Source organism: Halalkalibacter akibai JCM 9157 (genome assembly GCF_000513135.1).
Taxonomy (GTDB): domain Bacteria; phylum Bacillota; class Bacilli; order Bacillales; family Bacillaceae_D; genus Halalkalibacter; species Halalkalibacter akibai.
In genome coordinates this window covers 22,988-43,361 of record NZ_BAUV01000037.1, presented here as the reverse complement: position 1 = coordinate 43,361, position 20,374 = coordinate 22,988, and the positions used below count along the sequence as shown (strand labels likewise).

Sequence of the window (20,374 nt, the reverse complement as noted above, 5' to 3'; positions counted from 1 at the left end):
ACCCTACCTCTAGATCCCGCAGGAGTCGAGTGGCTTCCGCTCCATTTCACTATGAGCAGTAAGCCATATACAAAAGCTACGAAAAATGTCTTCTAAAAAAACCATTGATTATAAAAAGAGGGCAATGGCTAAAGCAATTCCTGTGGCGATGGATAGTGCTGTGATGATTGCCTCTGCTCCTCGGCTTACACCTGCGACTAAGTCACCTGACATTAGGTCACGAACAGCATTGGTTAACGGGATACCTGGTACTAGTGGCATTAACGTTCCGATGATCACTTGGTTCAGGTTTTCCCCTACTCCTAGTAATACGAGTCCGATCGCTACTGCTCCTCCAAGAAAAGCAGACATGAATTCAGCAAAAAACTTAACTTTAGTGTAATCTTGAAGAAAGACGATACACCAACTTGCGACGAATCCTGCAATAAACGCCGGAATCGTATCAAATAGGTTGCCACCGAATAAGTAGGAGAACGCACCCCCAGCTACTCCTGATGAGAAGTGGAGAAGAAGTGCAGAATAATTCGCTGGGGCTTTTGCAATTTTTTGAAGCTTATCCCATGCTTGGTCTCCGTTTAACTCACCACTTACAAACTCTCTTGACACTTGATTGACCAATGTAACTTTGTTTAAATCCTGCATTCGATCATCTACTCTGATCATTTGCATAACATCGCCTTTTCCATCTTCCTCAAACGATAAGAAAATGCCTGTTGTTGTCACAAAACTATGTACATTATTAAAATGAGCTGATTTCGCCATTCTTTCTAGCGTTTCTTCTACACGATAAGTTTCAGCCCCGTAAGTCAGCATAATTTCACCAGCAAGCAGGCAAATATCCATCATACGATCTGCATTCATCTAACCATCTCCAATTAGCCCTTACCATTAAACAATCTCGTTTACATCATTTGTCCAAATAAGTATAGGATATATATAAGGAGAAGAAAAGAGGTAAGCAGGAAGATTTCCACAAAGTAGGAAGATTTTTTTTCGTTTTTAGTTTTTGGCTGTTTATGTTTTACTTTTGGTCTATGTTGTTTAACCGGTTTAGGTTTATACGTTGATTTATTTGATACTGCCTTCACCATATCTTGCCTCATCTGAGACGCACTTGTGTATTTTCCTTGAATAGCATGAATGATGACGTCGCTGTATGGCCTTAACATGGACTTTTGATCTATTTGTTGTTTTAAAAATAAAACAGGTTTTTCTCCTTGTTTCTCAAAACGTTTAGGATAGGCCGTGTTGAGCATAATCATGGCTACCGCGAACAAATCATAACTTGGTTCTGCTTTTCTAGAGCCTAACCCCCAATAACCACGATCAAAAAACTCTGTGTATTCTTTGATAGAACGCCCGATAAGAGTTGTTCCTCCTACATCAAGCCACCTAATTTTAGCAGGAGGACCGACAATCAGAACGTTATCGGGTTTTAGATCTCCAAAAACCCATCCTGCGGAATGAAGTCGACTTAAATCTCCAAGCAATTGAATCATTAATATCCCTAACCATTCGGCCCCACGATTTTGCAAGTAGTCGATTAACTGATCACCTTTTAAGTACTCCATTGCATAAAAGGGAAAGGTTCCTTCAGGTGTAACGATGTCATCCACATCTAGCAAAGAAGGTCCAAGAACTTGTCCTTGAACCTTTGAAAAGTGCTTTAAAACATTGACCTCGGATGTAATCGACATACTATCTGTTCCTAATTTTAATGCAACAAGTCCATTTGTTGATTCTGCTAGATACACCGTCCCTGTCGCTCCTGCTCCAAGTGTTCTAACGATTCGGTACGGATGTTTGTGCCACTTCCCGAGAAACTTACTTCCAGATGGAAGCTTACATACCTGATTCTTCGAATAGCTGTTCTTCATCACCAGCCATCAAACTCCTTCTTGAACTTGACTTCGAGAATTTTTGCAGAGCCACTTGTAGAGCAGGCCCAGTAGGAGTAATGCCTCCGGAAGAAAGCTTTTGAAAAATACCTGTAAGAGAATTAAGTTGCGGTGACCAATCAAGCAACTTATCAATATCTTTTTTCTTACCAGGAAAAGAATAGAGTGCAAAACGGTTAGCCCCCATTCTAGACGTAAGACTAATAGATAAGTCTGTTAATGCCTCTTGAACCATTGGTAATTTATTTTTCATACTTGCACTTGTATCAACTAAGATTAAAACATCGAGATTCATTGTTTCGCCAAGTTCGTCGACCACTTCCATTACTTGACCTCTTTTCCCGGGTGATAAATCTTCTATTTCTTGATTTTGTCCTAGTATTTGTGAGAGTTCTTTATTTACAACTCCTTGAATGGTTTGTGTCATTGCTTTTCTTGTTACCATTTGAACGGTATGTGCTAGCTGTTTTGCATAAACGACTTGGCTGACCCCACCACCAGCCATTGCAATGGATTCTATTTCAGCAATTCCTTGTTCATTCAAATGATTTCCATCTACAACCCCAATTACATTGACAGTGATTCCTTCTTCTCGTGCTAGTGCAGCAATCGCAACAGGATCTTCGCCTTGATTTGAATGTCCGTCCGTTAATAGTAATATTTGCTTTAAAGTTCCTTTACCCACTAGTATCCCCTCCAAGTAGTCTGAATGTTACCATCATTCACAACCCCCTGAGGTTTTATACGTGCGATACCTTAGTTTTTCTACCTTTGCCTGTCTAATTCTCGCTTTTGTTTCAACCGAAGATTGTAAAATGTGTTTCCTATATGCTTTTTTCATATATACAAATAAAAAAGGAATTATCTCAAAAGGTCTCTACTTTGACCTTATGGGATAACCCCTTTGTCAATTAGGCGTTGGATTATCTTCATTCCTTTAAGAACTAACTCGTTTGCTTCCCCGTTTTTTTACGAGTTTAGGGGTCTTATAGATCGGAATAGCTGACCACTTCGGTGTGTTTCGTCTGATTTTTGCAACTACAACCGTCATGTCATCATCTATAGATCCATGTTCGTTACGTATTATTTTTTCTAAGATGAGGTCAGCAACTTCTTGAGGATCCTCTGTTTCTAATTCACCTAGCAGGCGCTTCATCCAAGCTTCCTTGTTTTCTACATGCTTTGGAGCATCGTAAATTCCATCACTCATCATTACTAAAAGATCTCCAGCTTTAAGTTGTTCACTAACAACATCTACATCAAACTCTTGAATCATTCCCATAGGAAGATTGCTTGCTTCAATCTTGATCACTTGATTACCTCTTTTAATAAAGCTCGGAATCGACCCAATTTTTAAAAATCTAGTATTGGCATCTTGCAAGTCAATCATAGCTAAATCTAGGGTTGAGAAAATTTCATCTGTTGTTCTCAGTGATAGAACGGAGTTGACAGACTTAATGGCTACAGTTTCTTCTATTCCGGACTGTAGTACCTTTTGTAACAGCTGCAACGTTTCATTGCTTTCTAAATGCGCACGCTCACCATTCCCCATTCCATCACTGATGGCAATTGCATACTTACCAGAACCTAATTCAATTGTCGAATAACAATCTCCTGAGACGTAAGCTCCTCCTTTAGCTACATGAGCTACTCCTGTATCAACAACAAACTGCTTAGCTGAACTAAACGACACATGATTATAACCATTAGGATAGAATCCTAATTCTTCTTTTTTGACAATAACCGTTTCTTTTAAAAGATCTGATAACATCGGCGCAATAATTTTCTCTGCTTGTCCATGTTTATTATTTGAAGAGATACTCATCTCGATCTCTAAGTTACCTTTTTCTAAACTATAAATATCCACATGACCAATTTCTAAACCTACACCACGTAAAGCTTCAAGCATTTGTTCTTCTTGATAATGATGGGCTTCTTTTTCCTTTTGAATTTCTTTTGCAAAATCACCCATTACCCTTGATACCCCTAATAATTGATCAGCAACTAGCCTTCTACTTTCTATAACTTGTTTTTTTAGTTTTTGATTAGCTTGGTATTGATTATGTTCATGCTCAATTGCTTTAATCACCTTTTCTGGTTTAATACAGTGTTTATTCCAATCTGCCATTAGAACTTGATCCCTAATAACTCCATACTCCTCTGTTTCAGTCATAATCTTTTGCAAAGAATCATATGTTTTAGAGAAGTTCTGTACCCAACATTTTTCTTTCTTGAAACAAGTTTGACATGTTTTCTCTGTCACATTGCTTAAAAAGTAATCCACCTCTCTTGCTTCATCTTCAATATTAGAAGCCTGCGCAGGTGCATGAAAACTATTTGATAATGTTTGAAACAAGGTAGAAAACTGTTCTACTCTACCTGCTGTAACATCTCGTATTTTTCTTAAATACTGTTGTTGTTCTTTTGAATGTTCAACCGTACCTGGTATATATCTAGCTAAATTACTGAACACACTTTTAGGTGTAATAAAAAAGATTAAAATAGCTAACATTGATTCCATTAATGTAACGGAAACTTCTGTGGCTCCTTCACCATACAAACCAATTAAAAGCGTACCAACTAATAGACCAATACCGACTCCCATTTTCTTACCTTCTTTTAGAAGGCCTCCTAGCAAACCAGCAAACGCAAGTAAACTCATTTGATAAAGACTAGCCACGCTAGCTAAACTTAGAATCAATCCCGTAACAACACCAACTGTTGACCCGATTGCAGCTCCACCGACAAAAGCAAAAGCGAGAACTAAGTATCTTGCTAGGACATGCTCAACCGTCATATCGTAGATCATCCAACCAACTGTTCCTGTCATAACAGAAGCTAGTAAAATAATTAAACAAACAATTTCTTCGTTTCGAAGCGGTTGTTTTAATTTACGAGCGGTAACAATCGGAACACTTTGAACAAAAATCATCGTTAAAATAAAACTTAAACCAGCTTCTACAGTTGCCATCATTAAAGCGTAATAAGAGAAGCTTCCTTCTGTAAAGAAGACAATACCTAGCCTTGTCAGCATGCTAGCAGCAAAAACCGTATACGGTAATGCCTTTGTTGCATCAGGTGCCCATTTCGTTACGACCTTTTGCAAAAGGACATAAACAACGATCGCGATAAGGACAAAACCTATTTGGCCATGATAGCCCGTTGCAGCTCCAGCTACCAAAGCAAGTGCTGCTATTCCAGCCTTCTCCCTTTTCAACATATAAACAGCTGCCAAATAAGGCAAAACAAACGGAGCCAGTTCAGAGAGAATCATAGCTCGTCCTAGTAAAAAGCCGATTATAGCAATCATGAGTCCATATTGAAAAAAGGCAACCCGTGCTAATGAAGATGTTTTTTCTGATACCCGTTTAGATATGCCCGACCATCTGTTTTCAATTATTGTTTCTTGTTCAGCGGGTTCCGTCCATTCTTTCGCATACTTCTGAATCATCAACATCCACCACCCTAAGTTTTATTCGTGTGTTCATTATAATCAAAGAGATGTTCATTTTTTGTCAAAATCACAAAGCCAATCGCCAAAAGTGTTCGACTTCTTTCGTCTCAAATACAAAGCAAAAGCTATAGAATGCAAAAATAGACGACACATCTACTCTTTTTTTAGGAGATAATTGGGTACTATGGGGAAAGATGCAGAAGGATTTTATGTATAAATTTCATATTGCATGTTTAATGAATATTTATTAAAGCAATATAGCATTTTTATAGAAATCTACTTTCGCATACATTTGAGTTTCTTCAGACGTGTTCGTTCCATTCCGCTACAGTCACTCGCTTTCCGCGGGGAGGTGTCGAGTGACTGTAGCTCGATTTCACCAAGAGAAAATTACATTGCACACACTCAATCAAATTAGATGCTTAATAACAGAAAAAAACCTACATTCATAAGAATGTAGGTTTGAGTTTATGTAATTGGTAGCGGCGGAGGGAGTCGAACCCACGACCTCACGGGTATGAACCGTACGCTCTAGCCAGCTGAGCTACACCGCCACATTATTATTGCGACAAGAATTACTATACTATCATTCCAAGATAAAGTCAACAGTAAAACAAAAAAAAAGATTAGGTGAAGTTTCACCTAATCTTTTATCTATATTCGTAAATAGAGCAGCAAATTATCCTCGGCGGGCGCCTCGACCTCCACGCTTAGATTCTGTTTGACGCTTCAAAGTTGAGATGCGCTCCTCACTATCTTTTAGGAAACGACTCATTTTGTCTTCGAAAGAAACCGTCGGACGAGCTTGATTAGGTCTTGGACCTCGATTACCGCCTCCACCACCTTGAGGGCGACTTGGACGTTGTGAGTTGAAAGGACGATCTGGTCGACTCGGGCGATCCGGTCTACTTGGACGTGCTGGGCGTTCAGATGCTGGTTTATCTACCGCTTTACGAATAGAAAGACCAATTTTACCATCCTTTTCGACATTCACTACTTTGACCGTAACTTCGTCTCCAACCTTTAAAATTTCATTGATGTCCTTAACATAATTATCAGCGACTTCACTAATGTGTACAAGGCCTGTAGAACCACCCGGCAGCTCCACAAATGCACCAAAATGAGTGATTCCTGTAACCTTACCCTGTAACTTGCTGCCTACTTCGATTGACATGAAAAAATAGATCCTCCTTAAGAAATCTGAAAATGTTCATTTTTTATATTATACCTGAACCTCAAAAAAAGTGTCAATTTGACTGGGAATCAGGTAATTTAAACAAAGTTTCACCTGGCTTTGAAAGATAATAATCACGTCTAGCAATTTCTGCAATATAATCTAGATCATTATAGTTTTTAATATCTTCATGTAGGCGTTTTTCTTCTAGCTTCAACTGTTCTAGACGTTCTTCTAGGGCTATTTTTTCCTGTTTCTTTTCCTCTATAGAATTCGCCTGGGCATACACTGTCACAAAACCTATACTTCCTAAAGCTAGAATAATAACAGCCATAGCCGTTAAGCGCCGTAAAAGGCCTCGACGTTTACGCTTTTCGTATTCAAGCTCCTGTTCACGTTGCTGGATATATGCTTTATCCATCTCCCTAACTCTAGATGTACGATTTGTGACCATGTTTATCCCTCCTTATTCTTTCTTTTTCCTCATCGACTGGATGAATTCCTTTATTTTATTCAAAATGGGCTTATATTTATTTACGAGCTTGTTCAGTCCTGTCCATTTGTATAAAAGAAGGAGAATCCATCTAAGGGGGTTCCAGATGAGTTTAAATAAGAATAATAGAACCGTTAAACAAGCTGTTAATACCATAATACATAAGGAATAGAGGACTTTCAATAAGTACTTAATCGGGTTAATAAATAAAATTAAAATTAACTTAACTGTTAATTGATAAAATTGGATCGTTCTTATGATCATTCTTTCCAAAAGCTTTTGATAGAAGTTTTGAAATAAAGCTCTATAAGCTGCGAATCCACAAAGTAAAGCTAAAAATATATAAAAGCGTATTTCACCATTATTTGATTGTAATAATACATAAAAGACAACAAGGGCCTGTACGAGCCAAAATAAAATGTCATTGCATATGACGAGCCAATTGACGGAAGGTCTCTTACGGGTAAACCGTCCATACGTATCAATAGCTGCACCAAGATATAACCCCATGGCAGCCATTGATAACATTGTATAGAACTGAATTGTTAGAGTCACTTAAATAACTTCCCAAAAAAGCCTTTTGTTTTATCTTGTTGATTTTGGTCAAGATAAACAAGGTCATAGACCTTACCCTCAATTGAGACAATCCCTTGCTCTACATTTAAATTCTTCATATGCAGATTTTGACCGCGCACAGATAAAAAGCCCATTACTGTTTCTAATAGAAACTCTTCATTGTCGAAACTCTCAACTTGCTTCACACCTGTAATATCTAATTGTCTTCTCGCTTTTAAGATTACATCGTGGTCATTTGTTTTACGGTCACGACCCATTGGTGTTCCAAATTCATAATGCTGATCCATCTTTTTAGTCCCTCCTCCATATTGCTTTCATAGCAGTGTATGAGAAAGGGAGTTAAATTAGAACAAGCCTAACTATTATGAATTACGATTGAGAAACAGGCGTTTCGCTTGTAATCGTGTACATCATCGCCGCCTCTTCTTTTCTAACGACATCTCTTACATCATCAATTCGAACAGTCACTAATTTTTGACCAAATCTAACGACTAGTTCATCACCAGCTTTGACTGCTGATCCAGCCTTAGCAACCTGACCATTAATCGTAATTCTTCCTTGATCACACACTTCTTTTGCAAGAGTACGTCGTTTTATTAATCTCGATACTTTTAAAAATTTATCTAAACGCATACGAACACCTCAATTTTTATTTTCTAATTTTTTTGCAGCTTCCCATATTTCATCAAGTTCCGTTAATGACATATCTGTCATGTTCTTGCCCTTTTTCATGACTACTTCCTCAATGTATTGAAAACGTCTTCTGAATTTATGATTGGTCAGAAGCAATGCTTGTTCGGAATCAATTTTATAAAATCTGGCGAGATTAACAACAACAAAAAGGATGTCTCCTAGTTCTTTCTCCATCTTGTCTGTATTTCCTTCTTTTACTTCTACAAGAAACTCATCCAACTCCTCCTGAAGCTTCGCCCAAATTGGAGCCACTTCATCCCAATCAAAACCAACTTTAGCGGCTTTTTTCTGTACCATATTGGCTTCCATTAAGGCAGGTAAACCCTTTGGTATTGAAGTAAGGAGTGATTCCTTTTCATTCAATTGCCCTTTCTCCATTTTCTTGATCTCATCCCAGTTTGATACCACCTCATCTGCATCGTTTACGGTTACTTCTCCGAAAACATGCGGGTGCCTACGGATCATCTTTTCAGTAACTGCAAATATAACGTCACGAATCGAGAAATAGCCATCATCCTCTCCAATTTGAGCATGTAACATAACCTGCAAGAGGACATCTCCAAGCTCTTCAATTAAGTGATCATCGTCTTCTTCATCAATTGCTTCTAATGCTTCATGTACTTCTTCGAGAAAATACTTTTTTAATGATTGATGTGTCTGCTTTTGGTCCCACGGACAACCATCAGGACCTCGCAAAATAGAAATGACATCGCGTAACTTATTAAACTCACCGTAAAGAAGTTTCTCTTCTTGAACTGGAGGTACATAAACAGCCGTTAAATTGTTTAATGTTGTTTCATGGTCAAGTTGATAAAGTGGGACAGTTGTTAACCTTTCTTCTCTTGAACCGACAGCTGTTGCAATCGTTACTTCGTAATCATCAGGTAATCTCTCCATTAAAGTCAGCTTCACCTCTGAAGCAATCATTGCATCGTAAACTTGCACGATAATCAAATGGTGTTGCAACTCAATCTCATCACGTTTTAAAGATGTTCCATCGACAATTTGACATCCTTCAATTGGATCAATACGTAGCGCTGTATACATGGCATCTAGGAAGCTCTGCCCCCCTAGGAAAGCTAATTCAATATCATGATTCTTCTCTTTTTCTACTAATAGCTGAACTGTTCTTTCTGCAACAAACGGATGACCTGGTACCGCATAAGTGAGGTCCCCTTCACCCGACCTTGTTAGTAATTGCTCTACAATCGACTGATAAACTTGTTCAAAATCATCATGCTCTTCATACGTAGAGTCAAACGCGTGAAAGCGTACGCCCTCACGTTCTAAATCGTGTATAACTGGGTGATCCATCGTACGTACAAAAATTTTATTTTGAGCAAGTAGATGTCGATAAATACCTAGTGGCAGTTGTTCTAAATCTCCTGCACCTAATCCTACTACTGTAATTTTACCCATTTAAAATCCTCCATTTTATCTCAATTACCACTTTTTCAATCCTTCTTTTATCTTCTTTCTGATCTTATTTAACTTTGGAATCTGATTCCACTCCTCCTCGTGGAAAACGGGATAAACTAGTAAACAAATAGCTAGAAACCCTCCTCCAATTGCAACCGATGATAAAGCAATGAAAGTATCTATCCCTCTAGATACTTCAGAAATAAATATAGCAAGTCCCCGTTGCCAAATCCAAGTTACCACTCCCATTCCAAATAAAACAGTCAAGATAGGCAGATAAGTTTGAGATAACCCTACATATAATTTTCGCTTCCTTTTTAAAGCATAAAGTAAAAAAATAACCATAAATGCAGTTGATATAACTGTAGACCATGCGGCTCCCATTGTGCCAAGTTTGGGAATGAAAAGAAGATTAGCTACGACCTTTACAAGTAATCCTAGAAAAACGGCAACAGCAGGCAAATGAGCATAATTATACCCTTGTGACACAGCTGCTCCTGTCACAAAAAAAGAGCTAAATAAAATAGCTAAACTCATCACTCTAATTACATTAGAACCAGTTGTGTCGGTGAATAACATATGATTGGTTGGTTCAATAATGATAAATAGTCCTACAGTGGCTCCTCCTCCAATTAACAGAGTTAACCGGTAAGAGAGGCTTTGATACTGTTTAGCTAACTTCATATTCCCTTCAATTACTGCTTTTGAGAGCATGGGAACTAAAGCCAATGTAAAAGTCGTTGTTAAAATGGTTCCAAGTTGAAGAAGCGGTTGACTTCGGTCAAATACACCTTTAGCCTCAAATGCCACAAATTCTTCTACTCCATTTAACAGCATTAACCGAACAACACTAAAAGCATCAATTAATTGAAATGAAACAAAAATTAACGCACTCAAACAAATAAATACGCTTTGCTTAATGATTTCAACATGACTTCTAAACATTTTCTTTCTGTTCAGTTGAAACGGAGAAACTAAATGCTTTAACCACCTTGCTCTAGTTAATACAACTAAAGTTAAAACACCGGTAACACCTCCGAGTACAGAGCCGTATGCCGCACCTGCTCCAACTGAATAAGCATCATATCCTTTTATGACGAACCAATATGTAAGTACTAAGATAATAAAAACACGAATTAATTGTTCAAATACGTGTGAAAAAGCTGTCGGAACTAAGTCTCCTTCACCCTGATGAAATCCTCTACCTATACTTAAAAAAGGAAGAAGAAGCACAACATAGCTCATTGCTTGTATAGGTGTTGATAATAATGGATCACCCATCATTGTCGCAATCACATCTGCCGATAAATATAAGATTCCCCAGATCAAAACAGCAAAGAAAAGCAAACCATAAAAAAATAAACTTAACATGTTCCGGGCCATATCTATTTGTCCCTGTGCCAATAATTCTGCTCTTTGCTTAGATAAAACAACAGGGAATCCATACATCGCTAGCACGACTACAATTCCATATAAAGGATATACTTGTTGATAGACATAATACCCCAGATCACCAGCTAAGTTCTGGTAAGGAATTCGATAAGCTGCACTTAAGATTTTGGCTAGTAATGCCACTCCAGATAAAAGAGCTACTCCTTTTATAATAGACTTACTACTTGAAGATATATCCTGCAATGTTCATATTCTCCTTTAATCTTATTCATTTATCTTATCATAGTTATACGAAGATAAAATAGAAGGCCAAGGACGTTGCCTAACCGAACTATTCGTGCTACTCAGAAAAAAGCTCATTCCTTAAATGTCGGAATGAGCTTTTACACTAAGTATTTTATTGCTCCATTTGTCTTGCTAAAAAGCTTGCTGCTGTTTCTGCCAATTTCTGTTCAATCATTCCAGAAAGTTCTTTTTCCTTACTGAAAATCGCTACAGCTCCAATTGGATCACCATTTGCAATAATTGGTGTAATCACATAACCTTTTAATTCATCTGAATGATCTCCAACAAGGTTGTACTCACCTGCACTCGTTTCAACCTGTGTCTTACGTTCATCCATACATTTTTCAACAACTTCACCAATACCTTTATTTGCGTACTCTTTTTTGGATGCACCTGCTACGGCGATAAAAGTGTCGCGATCTGCAATTAATACATAGTGGTTTAAACTATCAAATAATGCTTCCGCGTATTCCTTTGCAAAATCACCTAACTCAGAAATTGGCGAGTATTTCTTTAAAATCACTTCGCCATCACGATCGACAAAAATCTCAAGAGGATCTCCTTCACGGATTCGAAGTGTTCTTCTGATTTCTTTCGGGATTACTACCCGCCCTAAATCATCAATACGGCGTACGATACCTGTTGCTTTCATACTGTATTGCCTCACTTTCTAATGATGTATTCACTTGATGGTAAGTGGTAAGAAAATAACCATTTCTTTTCTTAACTATAGTATCTTTCTTAAAAAAAGAACTATTCACCAATCCATGAATTTGTTTGATTAACTAAATAATCCAACAATGGATTTTATTAGAAAGTTGGCTTTTGATTTTTTGACCTGAACCGTTACTTTTTCCCTTTGTTAAGCCCTTCGACAACCTTCTCAATATAGCTTAAGACTTGTTCATCACTTAACGTTTTTGTTTTAATAACAAATTTAATTTTTTCTCCTGCGGTCCCTAAAATAACTTCTCGACCAAATTTATGAGTCATTTCAAACAATTTTGCCCCATCCATTAACTTTGAAGTCTCAGCACTAACAATGATTTCAACCTGATCCTTCGCCTCAATAATTTGCTCAACTCGCTCTTGATTAGCAAGTAGTTTAATTTGAGTTAACCGAAGAAGAAAATCAACTTGTTTTGGATATTCTCCAAAACGATCAAACATTTCATCCTTAAGGTCTGTTATGTCTTCTACAGAGTCTGCCCCTTTAAAACGTTTGTACATTTCTATTTTCTGTTTCGCATCTTGAATATAGTTCTCAGGTATATAAGCGTCAATTTTCACATCCAACTCGACCTGGAACGGAGGCTCTTTTGGTTTATCTCCTTTTCTCTCTTCAATCGCTTCTTTTAGCATTTGAGAGTACAGGTCAAAACCAACCGATTCAATGAACCCATGTTGTTGAGCCCCCAAAAGATTCCCTGCTCCTCGAATGGTCAAATCACGCATGGCAATTTTGAAACCTGAACCAAGTTCAGTGAATTCCTTAATAGCTTGTAATCTTTTTTCTGCTACTTCTGTTAACACCTTATCTCGTTGATACGTGAAGTACGCATAAGCTACCCGGTTAGAGCGTCCAACACGTCCACGAATTTGATATAACTGTGATAATCCCATTCGGTCAGCATCATAAATAATAAGTGTATTTACATTAGGGATATCAACACCCGTTTCAATAATTGTTGTTGTTACTAAGACATCACTATTTCCTTCTAGGAAATCCAGCATTATCGTTTCCAACTCACGCTCATTCATTTGTCCATGAGCATAACTGATTTTCGCATCTGGGACGAGCATAGATAGTTGTTCGGTCATTCTTTCAATATCTTCTACACGGTTATATAAAAAGTAAACTTGACCTCCACGCGTCATTTCTCGTTCAATTGCTTCTCGAACTAGAGCAGCATTATATTCCACTACATACGTTTGAACAGGAAAACGATTTTCTGGTGGGGTTTCTATGACAGATAAATCTCGAACTCCTAACATAGACATATGTAACGTCCTTGGTATTGGCGTAGCCGTTAAAGTTAATACATCAATATTCGATTTTAATTGCTTAATTTTTTCTTTGTGAGTCACACCAAAACGCTGCTCTTCATCAACGATAAGCAGCCCTAGATCTTTAAATACAACATCTTTAGATAAAAGTCGGTGCGTACCAACGATGAGATCAACAGAGCCAGCTTTTACCCCTTTTAGCGTTTCAGTTTGTTCTTTTCTTGATCTAAAACGACTTAACACCCCAATATTGATTGGAAAATCGGCAAAGCGTTCTTTAATCGTTTCATAATGTTGTTGAGCTAAAATAGTCGTCGGAACCAAGATTGCTACTTGTTTCCCATCCATAATTGCTTTAAAAGCTGCACGTATGGCAACTTCTGTTTTTCCATAACCAACGTCTCCACATAACAAACGATCCATTGGTCTAATTTGTTCCATATCAGCTTTTATTTCTGTAACAGCTCTAATCTGATCTTCTGTTTCTTGGTATTGAAATGAAGATTCAAACTCGGCTTGCTCGTTTCCATCCTTCGAGAAAGAAAATCCTTTGCTAGCTTCTCGTTCCGCATATAGTTTAATTAAATCATCAGCAATGTCTTCAACAGATGACTGAACTTTCTTTTTGACTTTTTTCCAATCATTACCGCCGAGAGCATAAATTTTCGGATCTTTTTCTTCTGATCCAACATACTTTTGGACCTGATCTATTTGCTCAACTGGTACATAGAGTTTATCATTACCTGCATAGCGCAAATGTAAATAATCTTTATGGAGACCGTTTATCTCCAATGTTTCCACACCTAAATATTTCCCGATACCATGATTTGTATGAACAATCAAATCTCCAACTTTAAGCTCAGAATAACTTTTAATTCTCTCAGCATTAGAGATCGCTTGTTTTCTTTGCGGTCGTTTAGCTTGCTTTTTGGCAAATACTTCTTCTTCTGTCACCACAACTAACTTGTTAGAAGGCAACTCGAAACCAGCTTGAATCGAACCGACCATAATTTGAACTTGCCCATTTATTAAATCCGTTGCTTGTTCAACAATTCTAGTATCAATTCCTTCTTCTTCTAAATTAAGAGATAACCGCTTTGCTCGTTCTTCAGATCCAGCCATGAACACAATCGCTTGATTGCTTTTTTTCCATCTTTCAATTTCAGATTGCAGTAGATGCAATTGACCATGAAATTGCTGCATGGATTTACAATTCACTGAAATGATATTTGCTGGGTTTGTCGATGCAACATGTTTTAAAAACAAAGATAAATATAAAATAGCATTAGACGTTTTCTTTAACTCTTCAAATACAGGCACAGACATGGTGACATCATGGATAATTTCACCTTGCTCAAGTAGCGCCGTATTCCATTCTGCTTCTTCTTTTTCTAGATTATCGGAAATTTCTTTTACTCGAGATATTTCATCAATTACAATGACCGTTTCATTCGGAAGGTAAGAAAGCAATGAATGATCGCCTTCATAATAAAGTGACATGTATTTGTACATGCCTTGAAAAGTTGAATTTTGTTTTAATTGACTTATTTCATAAGAAATATGACGAGATAGTTTTTCCTTTGATTCCTTAGCTTTCATTTTTCGCAAAGTAGTTGTTAAGCCATCTGTCAATAACTCTGCTGCTCTTTTATAATGCTCGTTTAATAAAAGTACTTCTTGTGCTGGTCCAATAACCGCCGTTTTTCGTTCATCTTTTGATCGTTGATTATCGACTTCAAATGTTCGAATAGAATCAATCTCTGTATCAAACAATTCAATCCGGTATGGATCTTGTTCCGTTAAAGGATACAAGTCAATTATGCCTCCCCGGACACTTACTTCTCCAGGAGAAGCTACCATATCCACTCTTTGAAAGCCCATCATCACTAATTTTTCTAAAAAGGAATTAATATCACCAATGTCCGTTCCTACTTCAAGCTCAATTTGAGCCTTTTTCCAAATTGAAGCGGGAGGTAATTGACGCCTAACTCCTGCTAAAGGAGCAATTATAATTCCATCAAAGGATTGGACAAGCTTATTTAACACATCTATACGCTGAGCTTTCATTTCTGGACTGGCGATAGCAATTTCTGCTGAAATTAATTCATTAACTGGATATAAAAGAACTTTTTCTTCTGAAAGAAACCCTACTAAATCATCATAAAGCTTCTGTGCTTGATATAAATTATGTGTGACTACAAGCATCGGCTTATTCGTTTCTCTATATAGGGCAGACATAAATAGTGTTCTTGCTGAACCCGTTAATCCTGAAATTAACTGTTCTTTCATATTGGCTTCAAGACTCGATGAAACCGCTTTTACCTCTTCGTTTGATCGTAAGTATTGTTGCAATCCTAACATGTTCTTCCCCCTGTTATCTCTTCACCTACATAAGTTCAATTCTACTATGTAATGGACTCCTGCATCCGCTTATCATCTAAGATATTCAATGTCTCTTTTCTCTATTCTTGCTCGAGAACTAGAATCCTGCCAGTTTATAAACTTAGTTGGAACAGAAAAATGCTTTGGTTAAGAACCAAAGCTTTTGTTGCCTTTAATTTATTGAATAACGTGATCTAATTCATATAAGTCTGGATTTCGCATGAGAGCTTCATGACAGTCCTCACAAATGGCTTCTACGTGAATGTCACCATTTGAAGCATAGGTTACCATATCGGTACGCTCACTGCTTGATAATTGATCAAATCCTAGAGCATTTGACTCAACTTGTTGGTCAATCTCACCTAATTTTGTTTTACAATGGCGACACTGATAATGAATGGCCAAGGCAAAAGCCTCCTTTTTTGCTAGCGTAGTAAAGATATTACTATTCTTAACAGCAAAGAAGCTCTCTATACGATTCTAATTAAATTCATTCATAACTTCAAGGAAAGACTTTTGTGTCCAGGCTTCAACAGCTTTAGTAGACTGAACAATTGATTGTTTTACGTCTTCAAGCTCCTCTGGATGGTAGCTACCTAAAACATAATTAACAATTGATTCTCCGTTTTTAGGACGATCCACACCAATTCGAATTCGGTTGAATTCTGGTGTACCTAAATGCTGAATGAGCGATTTAATTCCATTATGTCCACCAGCACTTCCTTTTTGTCTTAATCTAATTTTTCCTGCTGGCAAGTCCATATCATCATAGATCACAACAAGGTCTTCAAGATCAATATTAAAGTAATCCATAAACGGTCTAACTGACTCACCGGATAAGTTCATGTATGTAAGTGGTTTTAACAAATAAACTTTTTCCCCGTTTACGAGTCCACTTCCATAAATCCCTTTGAACTTTGTTTGTGATATATCAATATTCATTTCGTTAGCACAATAATCAATGCAATCAAAACCAACATTATGTCTTGTTCCTGCGTATTTTTCACCAGGATTACCAAGCCCAACAATTAACTTCAAGACAATCTCTCCTCATGCTTGTAAAAAGAGGATGACTAAGTCACCCTCTTTTTTGCTTGTTTATTCTTCTGCTGGTTTTTCTTCTGTTTCTTCAGCTGCTTCCGATCCACTTACTTCTTCTTCACCAGCTTGACCATTTTCTTGTTCAGCTGCTTGAATTTGTACTGTTACAATTGTTTCATCATCATCATTTGTAACTTGAGCAGAAACTGAATTGCGGATATCAGCTATTTGGATAGAGTCCCCAACATTCAAGTTTGAGATATCAACTGTTATTTCTTCTGGAATATCTGCAGGTAAACATTTAACCGTAATCTCATATAAAAGGTGCGATACCATTCCACCTTCTTTTTCTCCAGGAGCTTCTCCAGTTAAATGAACAGGTACACTTGCTTCAATTTCAGAAGTCATATCTACTTCAAAAAAGTCAATATGTTGATACTCATTTTTTAATGGATCTATTTGCAAATCATGAATCATCACTTGATGATTTTTTTCACCTGAAACATCAAGTGAGAACAAGCCATTTTTACCAACAGACCGCACTGTTTTTAAAAACTCTGCCCCATCTACTGAAACAGGTTGACTATCTATTTTATTGCCATATAATACAGCTGGAACCTGTCCTTGCTTGCGAATTTTCTTTGTTGCAGACCCTCTTAGATCTTCTCTTGGATTTGCTTTTAAAACTGTAGCCATGATCACATCACCTCATATTAGTTTTAAAACTCTCTCTATACATATGTTCCCTTCTAGAGAAAATTTAAACGTTTTATGTGAAATATGTAAGGATCTGTCACATGGTTGGTACTTTGCTTCGGCCTTATCTGTGCGTACATGTGGCAATGGCTCCGCTCGCTGCGCGCCTCTTTGAGAAAACCGCTCAAAGTGGCTTAAGATCTTTGCAGCGGCTTTGCTTATGCTTCGATTTTTATAAAAGGAGAGCCCTTTCGCTTCGGCCTTATCTGTGCGTACATGTGGCAATGGCTCCGCTCGCTGCGCGCCTCTTTGAGAAAACCGCTCAAAGTGGCTTAAGATCTTTGCAGCGGCTTTGCTCATTGCTTCGATATTTTTAAAAAAGGTGAAGTTCACACCTTTTTTAAAAATATCTTAATCAAATAATTTGCTTACTGATTGGTGTTCGTGTACTCGTATGATTGCTTCTCCCATTAGAGCGGCTACTGAGAGTTCGGTTACTTTCTCGCTTTTCTTTTCGTCTTCTAGGACGATTGAGTTCGTTACAACAAGTTCTTTGATTTTTGAGTTATTAATACGTTCCATTGCAGGGCCTGATAATACTGGGTGCGTACAGCATGCGTATACTTCTTTTGCTCCATGTTCAACAAGGGCATTAGCAGCCAACGTTATTGTTCCAGCTGTATCAATGATATCATCAATGATAATAGCTGTTTTGCCTTCAATATTACCAACGATGTTCATTACCTCAGAAACGTTTGGCTTCGGCCTACGCTTATCAATGATCGCAATAGGAGCTTTAAGTCTATCTGCCATCTTACGAGCGCGCACTACCCCACCATGGTCCGGAGAAACGATTACAATATCATCTAATTCTTTTTGAGAGAAGTAATCAGCTAAAATCGGCACGCCCATTAACTGGTCAACTGGGATATCAAAGAAGCCTTGAATTTGTGTTGCATGTAAATCTAATGTCAAGACTCTAGTTGCACCAGCTGTAGTAATAAGGTTAGCTACAAGTTTTGCTGTAATTGGCTCACGAGCACGGGCCTTTCGATCTTGGCGAGCATATCCATAGTATGGCATAACTAAATTAATCGTTCTAGCTGAAGCACGCTTCAGTGCATCAATCATAATAAGTAACTCCATGATATGCTCATTTGCAGGAGCAGACGTTGATTGAATTAGATAAACGTCACAACCACGAATGCTTTCTTCAATATTAATTTGAACTTCACCATCGCTAAAGCGAGTAACTGAACTTTTTCCCATTTGAACACCAATATGTTCTGTAATTTGTTCAGCAAGTCCTTTATTTGAATTCAACGTAAAAACCTTTAAACTTGGATCGCCATATTTAGCCACTATTATTCCCTCCGGTAATCTAATTCGCTCTTATTTCTTTTTTAAATAATCAGGTTTATTCGTTTGTCTTGCACGTGCAATCGAAAGGGATTCACCTGGAACATCATCTGTAATTGTCGATCCTGCAGCAACTAAAGCATTTTTCCCAATCGTTACCGGGGCAATTAAATTAGCGTTGCAACCAATAAAAGCACCATCATCTATTTTAGTTTTATACTTGTTTTTGCCATCGTAATTTACAGTTACGGCACCGCAACTAAAATTAACATTGTCGCCAATTTCCGCATCTCCAATATAACTAAGATGTGAAGCTTTGCTTCCTTTACCGATGGTCGCTTTTTTCGTTTCAACAAAATTCCCAATTCTAGCATCATCACCAATTAGTGAATCTGGTCGGATGTGTGCAAATGGACCTATATTAACATTGTCTCCAACTTCGCTATTATACACTACAGAATGTTTAATGACGGTATTATTTCCTATTTGGCTATCTTTAAATTCAGAATGAGGTCCAATCTGACAATCTTCACCAATTGTTGTTGCACCTTGAATAATAGTTCCTGGTAGAAGCACTGTATCTCTTCCAATTTTAGCATCTGTTGATATATAAGTATTATTCGAATCAACAATCGTGACGCCTTGTTTCATCCAGTATTCATTCACTCTTCTTTTTAAAATAGACTCAGCTTGAGCTAAGGCAACACGATCGTTTACTCCAATTGTTTCATCAAAGGAAGGTGTTTGATAGGCTGAAATGGTTTCACCGTTGTTCTTTAATATTTCAATAACATCTGGAAGATAATATTCACCTTGAGCATTGTCATTACCTACTTGCTTTAAAGCTGCAAAAAGAGCCGCGTTATCAAAACAGTACGTTCCTGTATTAATTTCTTTTGTGGCTCGCTCTTCTTCTGTAGCATCTTTATGCTCAACAATTCGTGCAACAAGTCCGTCATCATTTCGGATGATTCTTCCGTACCCTGTTGGGTCATCCGCTACAGCAGTTAGGATAGTAGCTTTCGCCCCTTCATTAGCGTGACAAGAAAGAAGTTGGTCAATTGTTTCTGCTGTTAAAAGTGGTGTGTCTCCACAAAGAACAACAGTTGTTCCCTCTTTATTTTCTAAGATGTCAGCTGCTTGCATAACCGCGTGACCTGTACCTAGTTGTTCTTCTTGAACGACATAACTCACTTGGTCTCCTAATTGCTCTTGAACAATTTCCGCTCCAAAACCAACTACGGCTACTTTCTCGTCAAATCCTAAACTAGAAACTTGATCCACGACGTGTTGAACCATCGGCTTCCCGCAAACTGGGTGTAGAACTTTATATAGCTTCGATTTCATTCTTGTTCCTTGACCTGCTGCTAATATTACCGCATAACGATTGCTCATATTTCCCCTCCAGATGTTCCGTTTTCCATTACGAATATATCTTAAAACCACGGGTATTTCAAGGAATTCTCGCATAAGTCTCATTGACAACTTTTTGACAGGTTAAAATT

18 protein-coding genes and 1 tRNA gene are annotated in these 20,374 nt (G+C 37.7%); all 19 read right to left on the bottom strand.

Going from position 1 to position 20,374, the window contains the following annotated elements; genetic code table 11:
• Positions 1-108: 108 nt before the first annotated feature.
• Entirely contained in the window at positions 109-861 is a 753-nt protein-coding gene (locus tag JCM9157_RS17145) for a threonine/serine exporter family protein (protein ID WP_035666642.1), read from the bottom strand.
• Between the two features lie 41 nt (positions 862-902).
• The gene (prkT, locus tag JCM9157_RS17140; protein WP_035666641.1) at positions 903-1,877 is read right to left on the bottom strand and encodes a serine/threonine protein kinase PrkT; all 975 of its coding nucleotides are present in this window, start codon (positions 1,875-1,877) and stop codon (positions 903-905) included.
• Positions 1,843-2,583: a VWA domain-containing protein gene (locus JCM9157_RS17135; protein ID WP_035666640.1), complete on the bottom strand. Its 741-nt coding sequence runs from the start codon at positions 2,581-2,583 to the stop codon at positions 1,843-1,845. Before JCM9157_RS17135 ends, prkT begins: the two co-directional genes overlap by 35 nt.
• Positions 2,584-2,835: 252 nt before the next feature.
• Positions 2,836-5,349, bottom strand: a complete 2,514-nt coding sequence (spoIIE, locus tag JCM9157_RS17130) for a stage II sporulation protein E (protein ID WP_035666638.1) — start codon at positions 5,347-5,349, stop codon at positions 2,836-2,838.
• A 480-nt stretch (positions 5,350-5,829) separates the two neighbouring features.
• A tRNA-Met gene (locus JCM9157_RS17125) sits at positions 5,830-5,906 on the bottom strand.
• A 125-nt stretch (positions 5,907-6,031) separates the two neighbouring features.
• Positions 6,032-6,526, bottom strand: coding sequence for a S1 domain-containing RNA-binding protein (locus tag JCM9157_RS17120; RefSeq protein WP_035666637.1), 495 nt, complete (start codon positions 6,524-6,526; stop codon positions 6,032-6,034).
• Between the two features lie 73 nt (positions 6,527-6,599).
• Entirely contained in the window at positions 6,600-6,980 is a 381-nt protein-coding gene (locus JCM9157_RS17115; protein ID WP_035666635.1) for an FtsB family cell division protein, read from the bottom strand.
• Between the two features lie 12 nt (positions 6,981-6,992).
• A complete protein-coding gene (yabQ, locus tag JCM9157_RS17110; protein ID WP_035666634.1) occupies positions 6,993-7,574 on the bottom strand; it encodes a spore cortex biosynthesis protein YabQ in 582 nt (193 codons plus the stop codon).
• Entirely contained in the window at positions 7,571-7,882 is a 312-nt protein-coding gene (gene yabP, locus JCM9157_RS17105; RefSeq protein WP_035666632.1) for a sporulation protein YabP, read from the bottom strand. The genes yabQ and yabP overlap by 4 nt, the downstream gene beginning before the upstream one ends.
• An 82-nt stretch (positions 7,883-7,964) precedes the next feature.
• Positions 7,965-8,228: an RNA-binding S4 domain-containing protein gene (locus JCM9157_RS17100; protein ID WP_035666631.1), complete on the bottom strand. Its 264-nt coding sequence runs from the start codon at positions 8,226-8,228 to the stop codon at positions 7,965-7,967.
• Between the two features lie 9 nt (positions 8,229-8,237).
• Positions 8,238-9,707 (bottom strand): bifunctional methyltransferase/pyrophosphohydrolase YabN, encoded by a 1,470-nt coding sequence (gene yabN / locus JCM9157_RS17095; RefSeq protein ID WP_035666630.1) that lies wholly within the window; start codon positions 9,705-9,707, stop codon positions 8,238-8,240.
• A gap of 24 nt (positions 9,708-9,731) precedes the next feature.
• A complete protein-coding gene (locus JCM9157_RS17090) occupies positions 9,732-11,342 on the bottom strand; it encodes a putative polysaccharide biosynthesis protein (protein ID WP_035666628.1) in 1,611 nt (536 codons plus the stop codon).
• A gap of 154 nt (positions 11,343-11,496) precedes the next feature.
• A complete protein-coding gene (gene spoVT / locus JCM9157_RS17085) occupies positions 11,497-12,036 on the bottom strand; it encodes a stage V sporulation protein T (protein ID WP_035666627.1) in 540 nt (179 codons plus the stop codon).
• A 194-nt stretch (positions 12,037-12,230) separates the two neighbouring features.
• Positions 12,231-15,752 (bottom strand): transcription-repair coupling factor, encoded by a 3,522-nt coding sequence (mfd, locus tag JCM9157_RS17080; RefSeq protein WP_035666626.1) that lies wholly within the window; start codon positions 15,750-15,752, stop codon positions 12,231-12,233.
• 198 nt (positions 15,753-15,950) lie between these two features.
• Positions 15,951-16,178, bottom strand: a complete 228-nt coding sequence (gene fin / locus JCM9157_RS17075) for an anti-sigma-F factor Fin (RefSeq protein ID WP_035666625.1) — start codon at positions 16,176-16,178, stop codon at positions 15,951-15,953.
• Between the two features lie 75 nt (positions 16,179-16,253).
• Positions 16,254-16,811 carry an aminoacyl-tRNA hydrolase gene (gene pth, locus JCM9157_RS17070; protein WP_035666624.1) on the bottom strand — a complete coding sequence of 186 codons (558 nt, stop codon included), beginning with the start codon at positions 16,809-16,811 and terminating at the stop codon, positions 16,254-16,256.
• A gap of 60 nt (positions 16,812-16,871) precedes the next feature.
• Complete coding sequence (locus JCM9157_RS17065) at positions 16,872-17,510, bottom strand: 50S ribosomal protein L25/general stress protein Ctc (protein ID WP_035666623.1); 639 nt, start codon at positions 17,508-17,510, stop codon at positions 16,872-16,874.
• Between the two features lie 411 nt (positions 17,511-17,921).
• Positions 17,922-18,872 (bottom strand): ribose-phosphate diphosphokinase, encoded by a 951-nt coding sequence (locus JCM9157_RS17055; protein WP_035666621.1) that lies wholly within the window; start codon positions 18,870-18,872, stop codon positions 17,922-17,924.
• 30 nt (positions 18,873-18,902) lie between these two features.
• Positions 18,903-20,264 (bottom strand): bifunctional UDP-N-acetylglucosamine diphosphorylase/glucosamine-1-phosphate N-acetyltransferase GlmU, encoded by a 1,362-nt coding sequence (gene glmU / locus JCM9157_RS17050; protein ID WP_035666620.1) that lies wholly within the window; start codon positions 20,262-20,264, stop codon positions 18,903-18,905.
• Positions 20,265-20,374 lie beyond the last annotated feature (110 nt).

Coding starts and splice junctions, on each gene's coding strand:
- JCM9157_RS17145 (WP_035666642.1), bottom strand. CDS start 861: ATGAATGCAGATCGTATGATGGATATTTGCCTGCTTGCTGGTGAAATT.
- prkT (WP_035666641.1), bottom strand. CDS start 1,877: ATGAAGAACAGCTATTCGAAGAATCAGGTATGTAAGCTTCCATCTGGA.
- spoIIE (WP_035666638.1), bottom strand. CDS start 5,349: ATGATTCAGAAGTATGCGAAAGAATGGACGGAACCCGCTGAACAAGAA.
- JCM9157_RS17120 (WP_035666637.1), bottom strand. CDS start 6,526: ATGTCAATCGAAGTAGGCAGCAAGTTACAGGGTAAGGTTACAGGAATC.
- JCM9157_RS17115 (WP_035666635.1), bottom strand. CDS start 6,980: ATGGTCACAAATCGTACATCTAGAGTTAGGGAGATGGATAAAGCATAT.
- yabP (WP_035666632.1), bottom strand. CDS start 7,882: ATGGATCAGCATTATGAATTTGGAACACCAATGGGTCGTGACCGTAAA.
- JCM9157_RS17100 (WP_035666631.1), bottom strand. CDS start 8,228: ATGCGTTTAGATAAATTTTTAAAAGTATCGAGATTAATAAAACGACGT.
- yabN (WP_035666630.1), bottom strand. CDS start 9,707: ATGGGTAAAATTACAGTAGTAGGATTAGGTGCAGGAGATTTAGAACAA.
- spoVT (WP_035666627.1), bottom strand. CDS start 12,036: ATGAAAGCAACAGGTATCGTACGCCGTATTGATGATTTAGGGCGGGTA.
- mfd (WP_035666626.1), bottom strand. CDS start 15,752: ATGTTAGGATTGCAACAATACTTACGATCAAACGAAGAGGTAAAAGCG.
- JCM9157_RS17065 (WP_035666623.1), bottom strand. CDS start 17,510: ATGGCTACAGTTTTAAAAGCAAATCCAAGAGAAGATCTAAGAGGGTCT.
- glmU (WP_035666620.1), bottom strand. CDS start 20,264: ATGAGCAATCGTTATGCGGTAATATTAGCAGCAGGTCAAGGAACAAGA.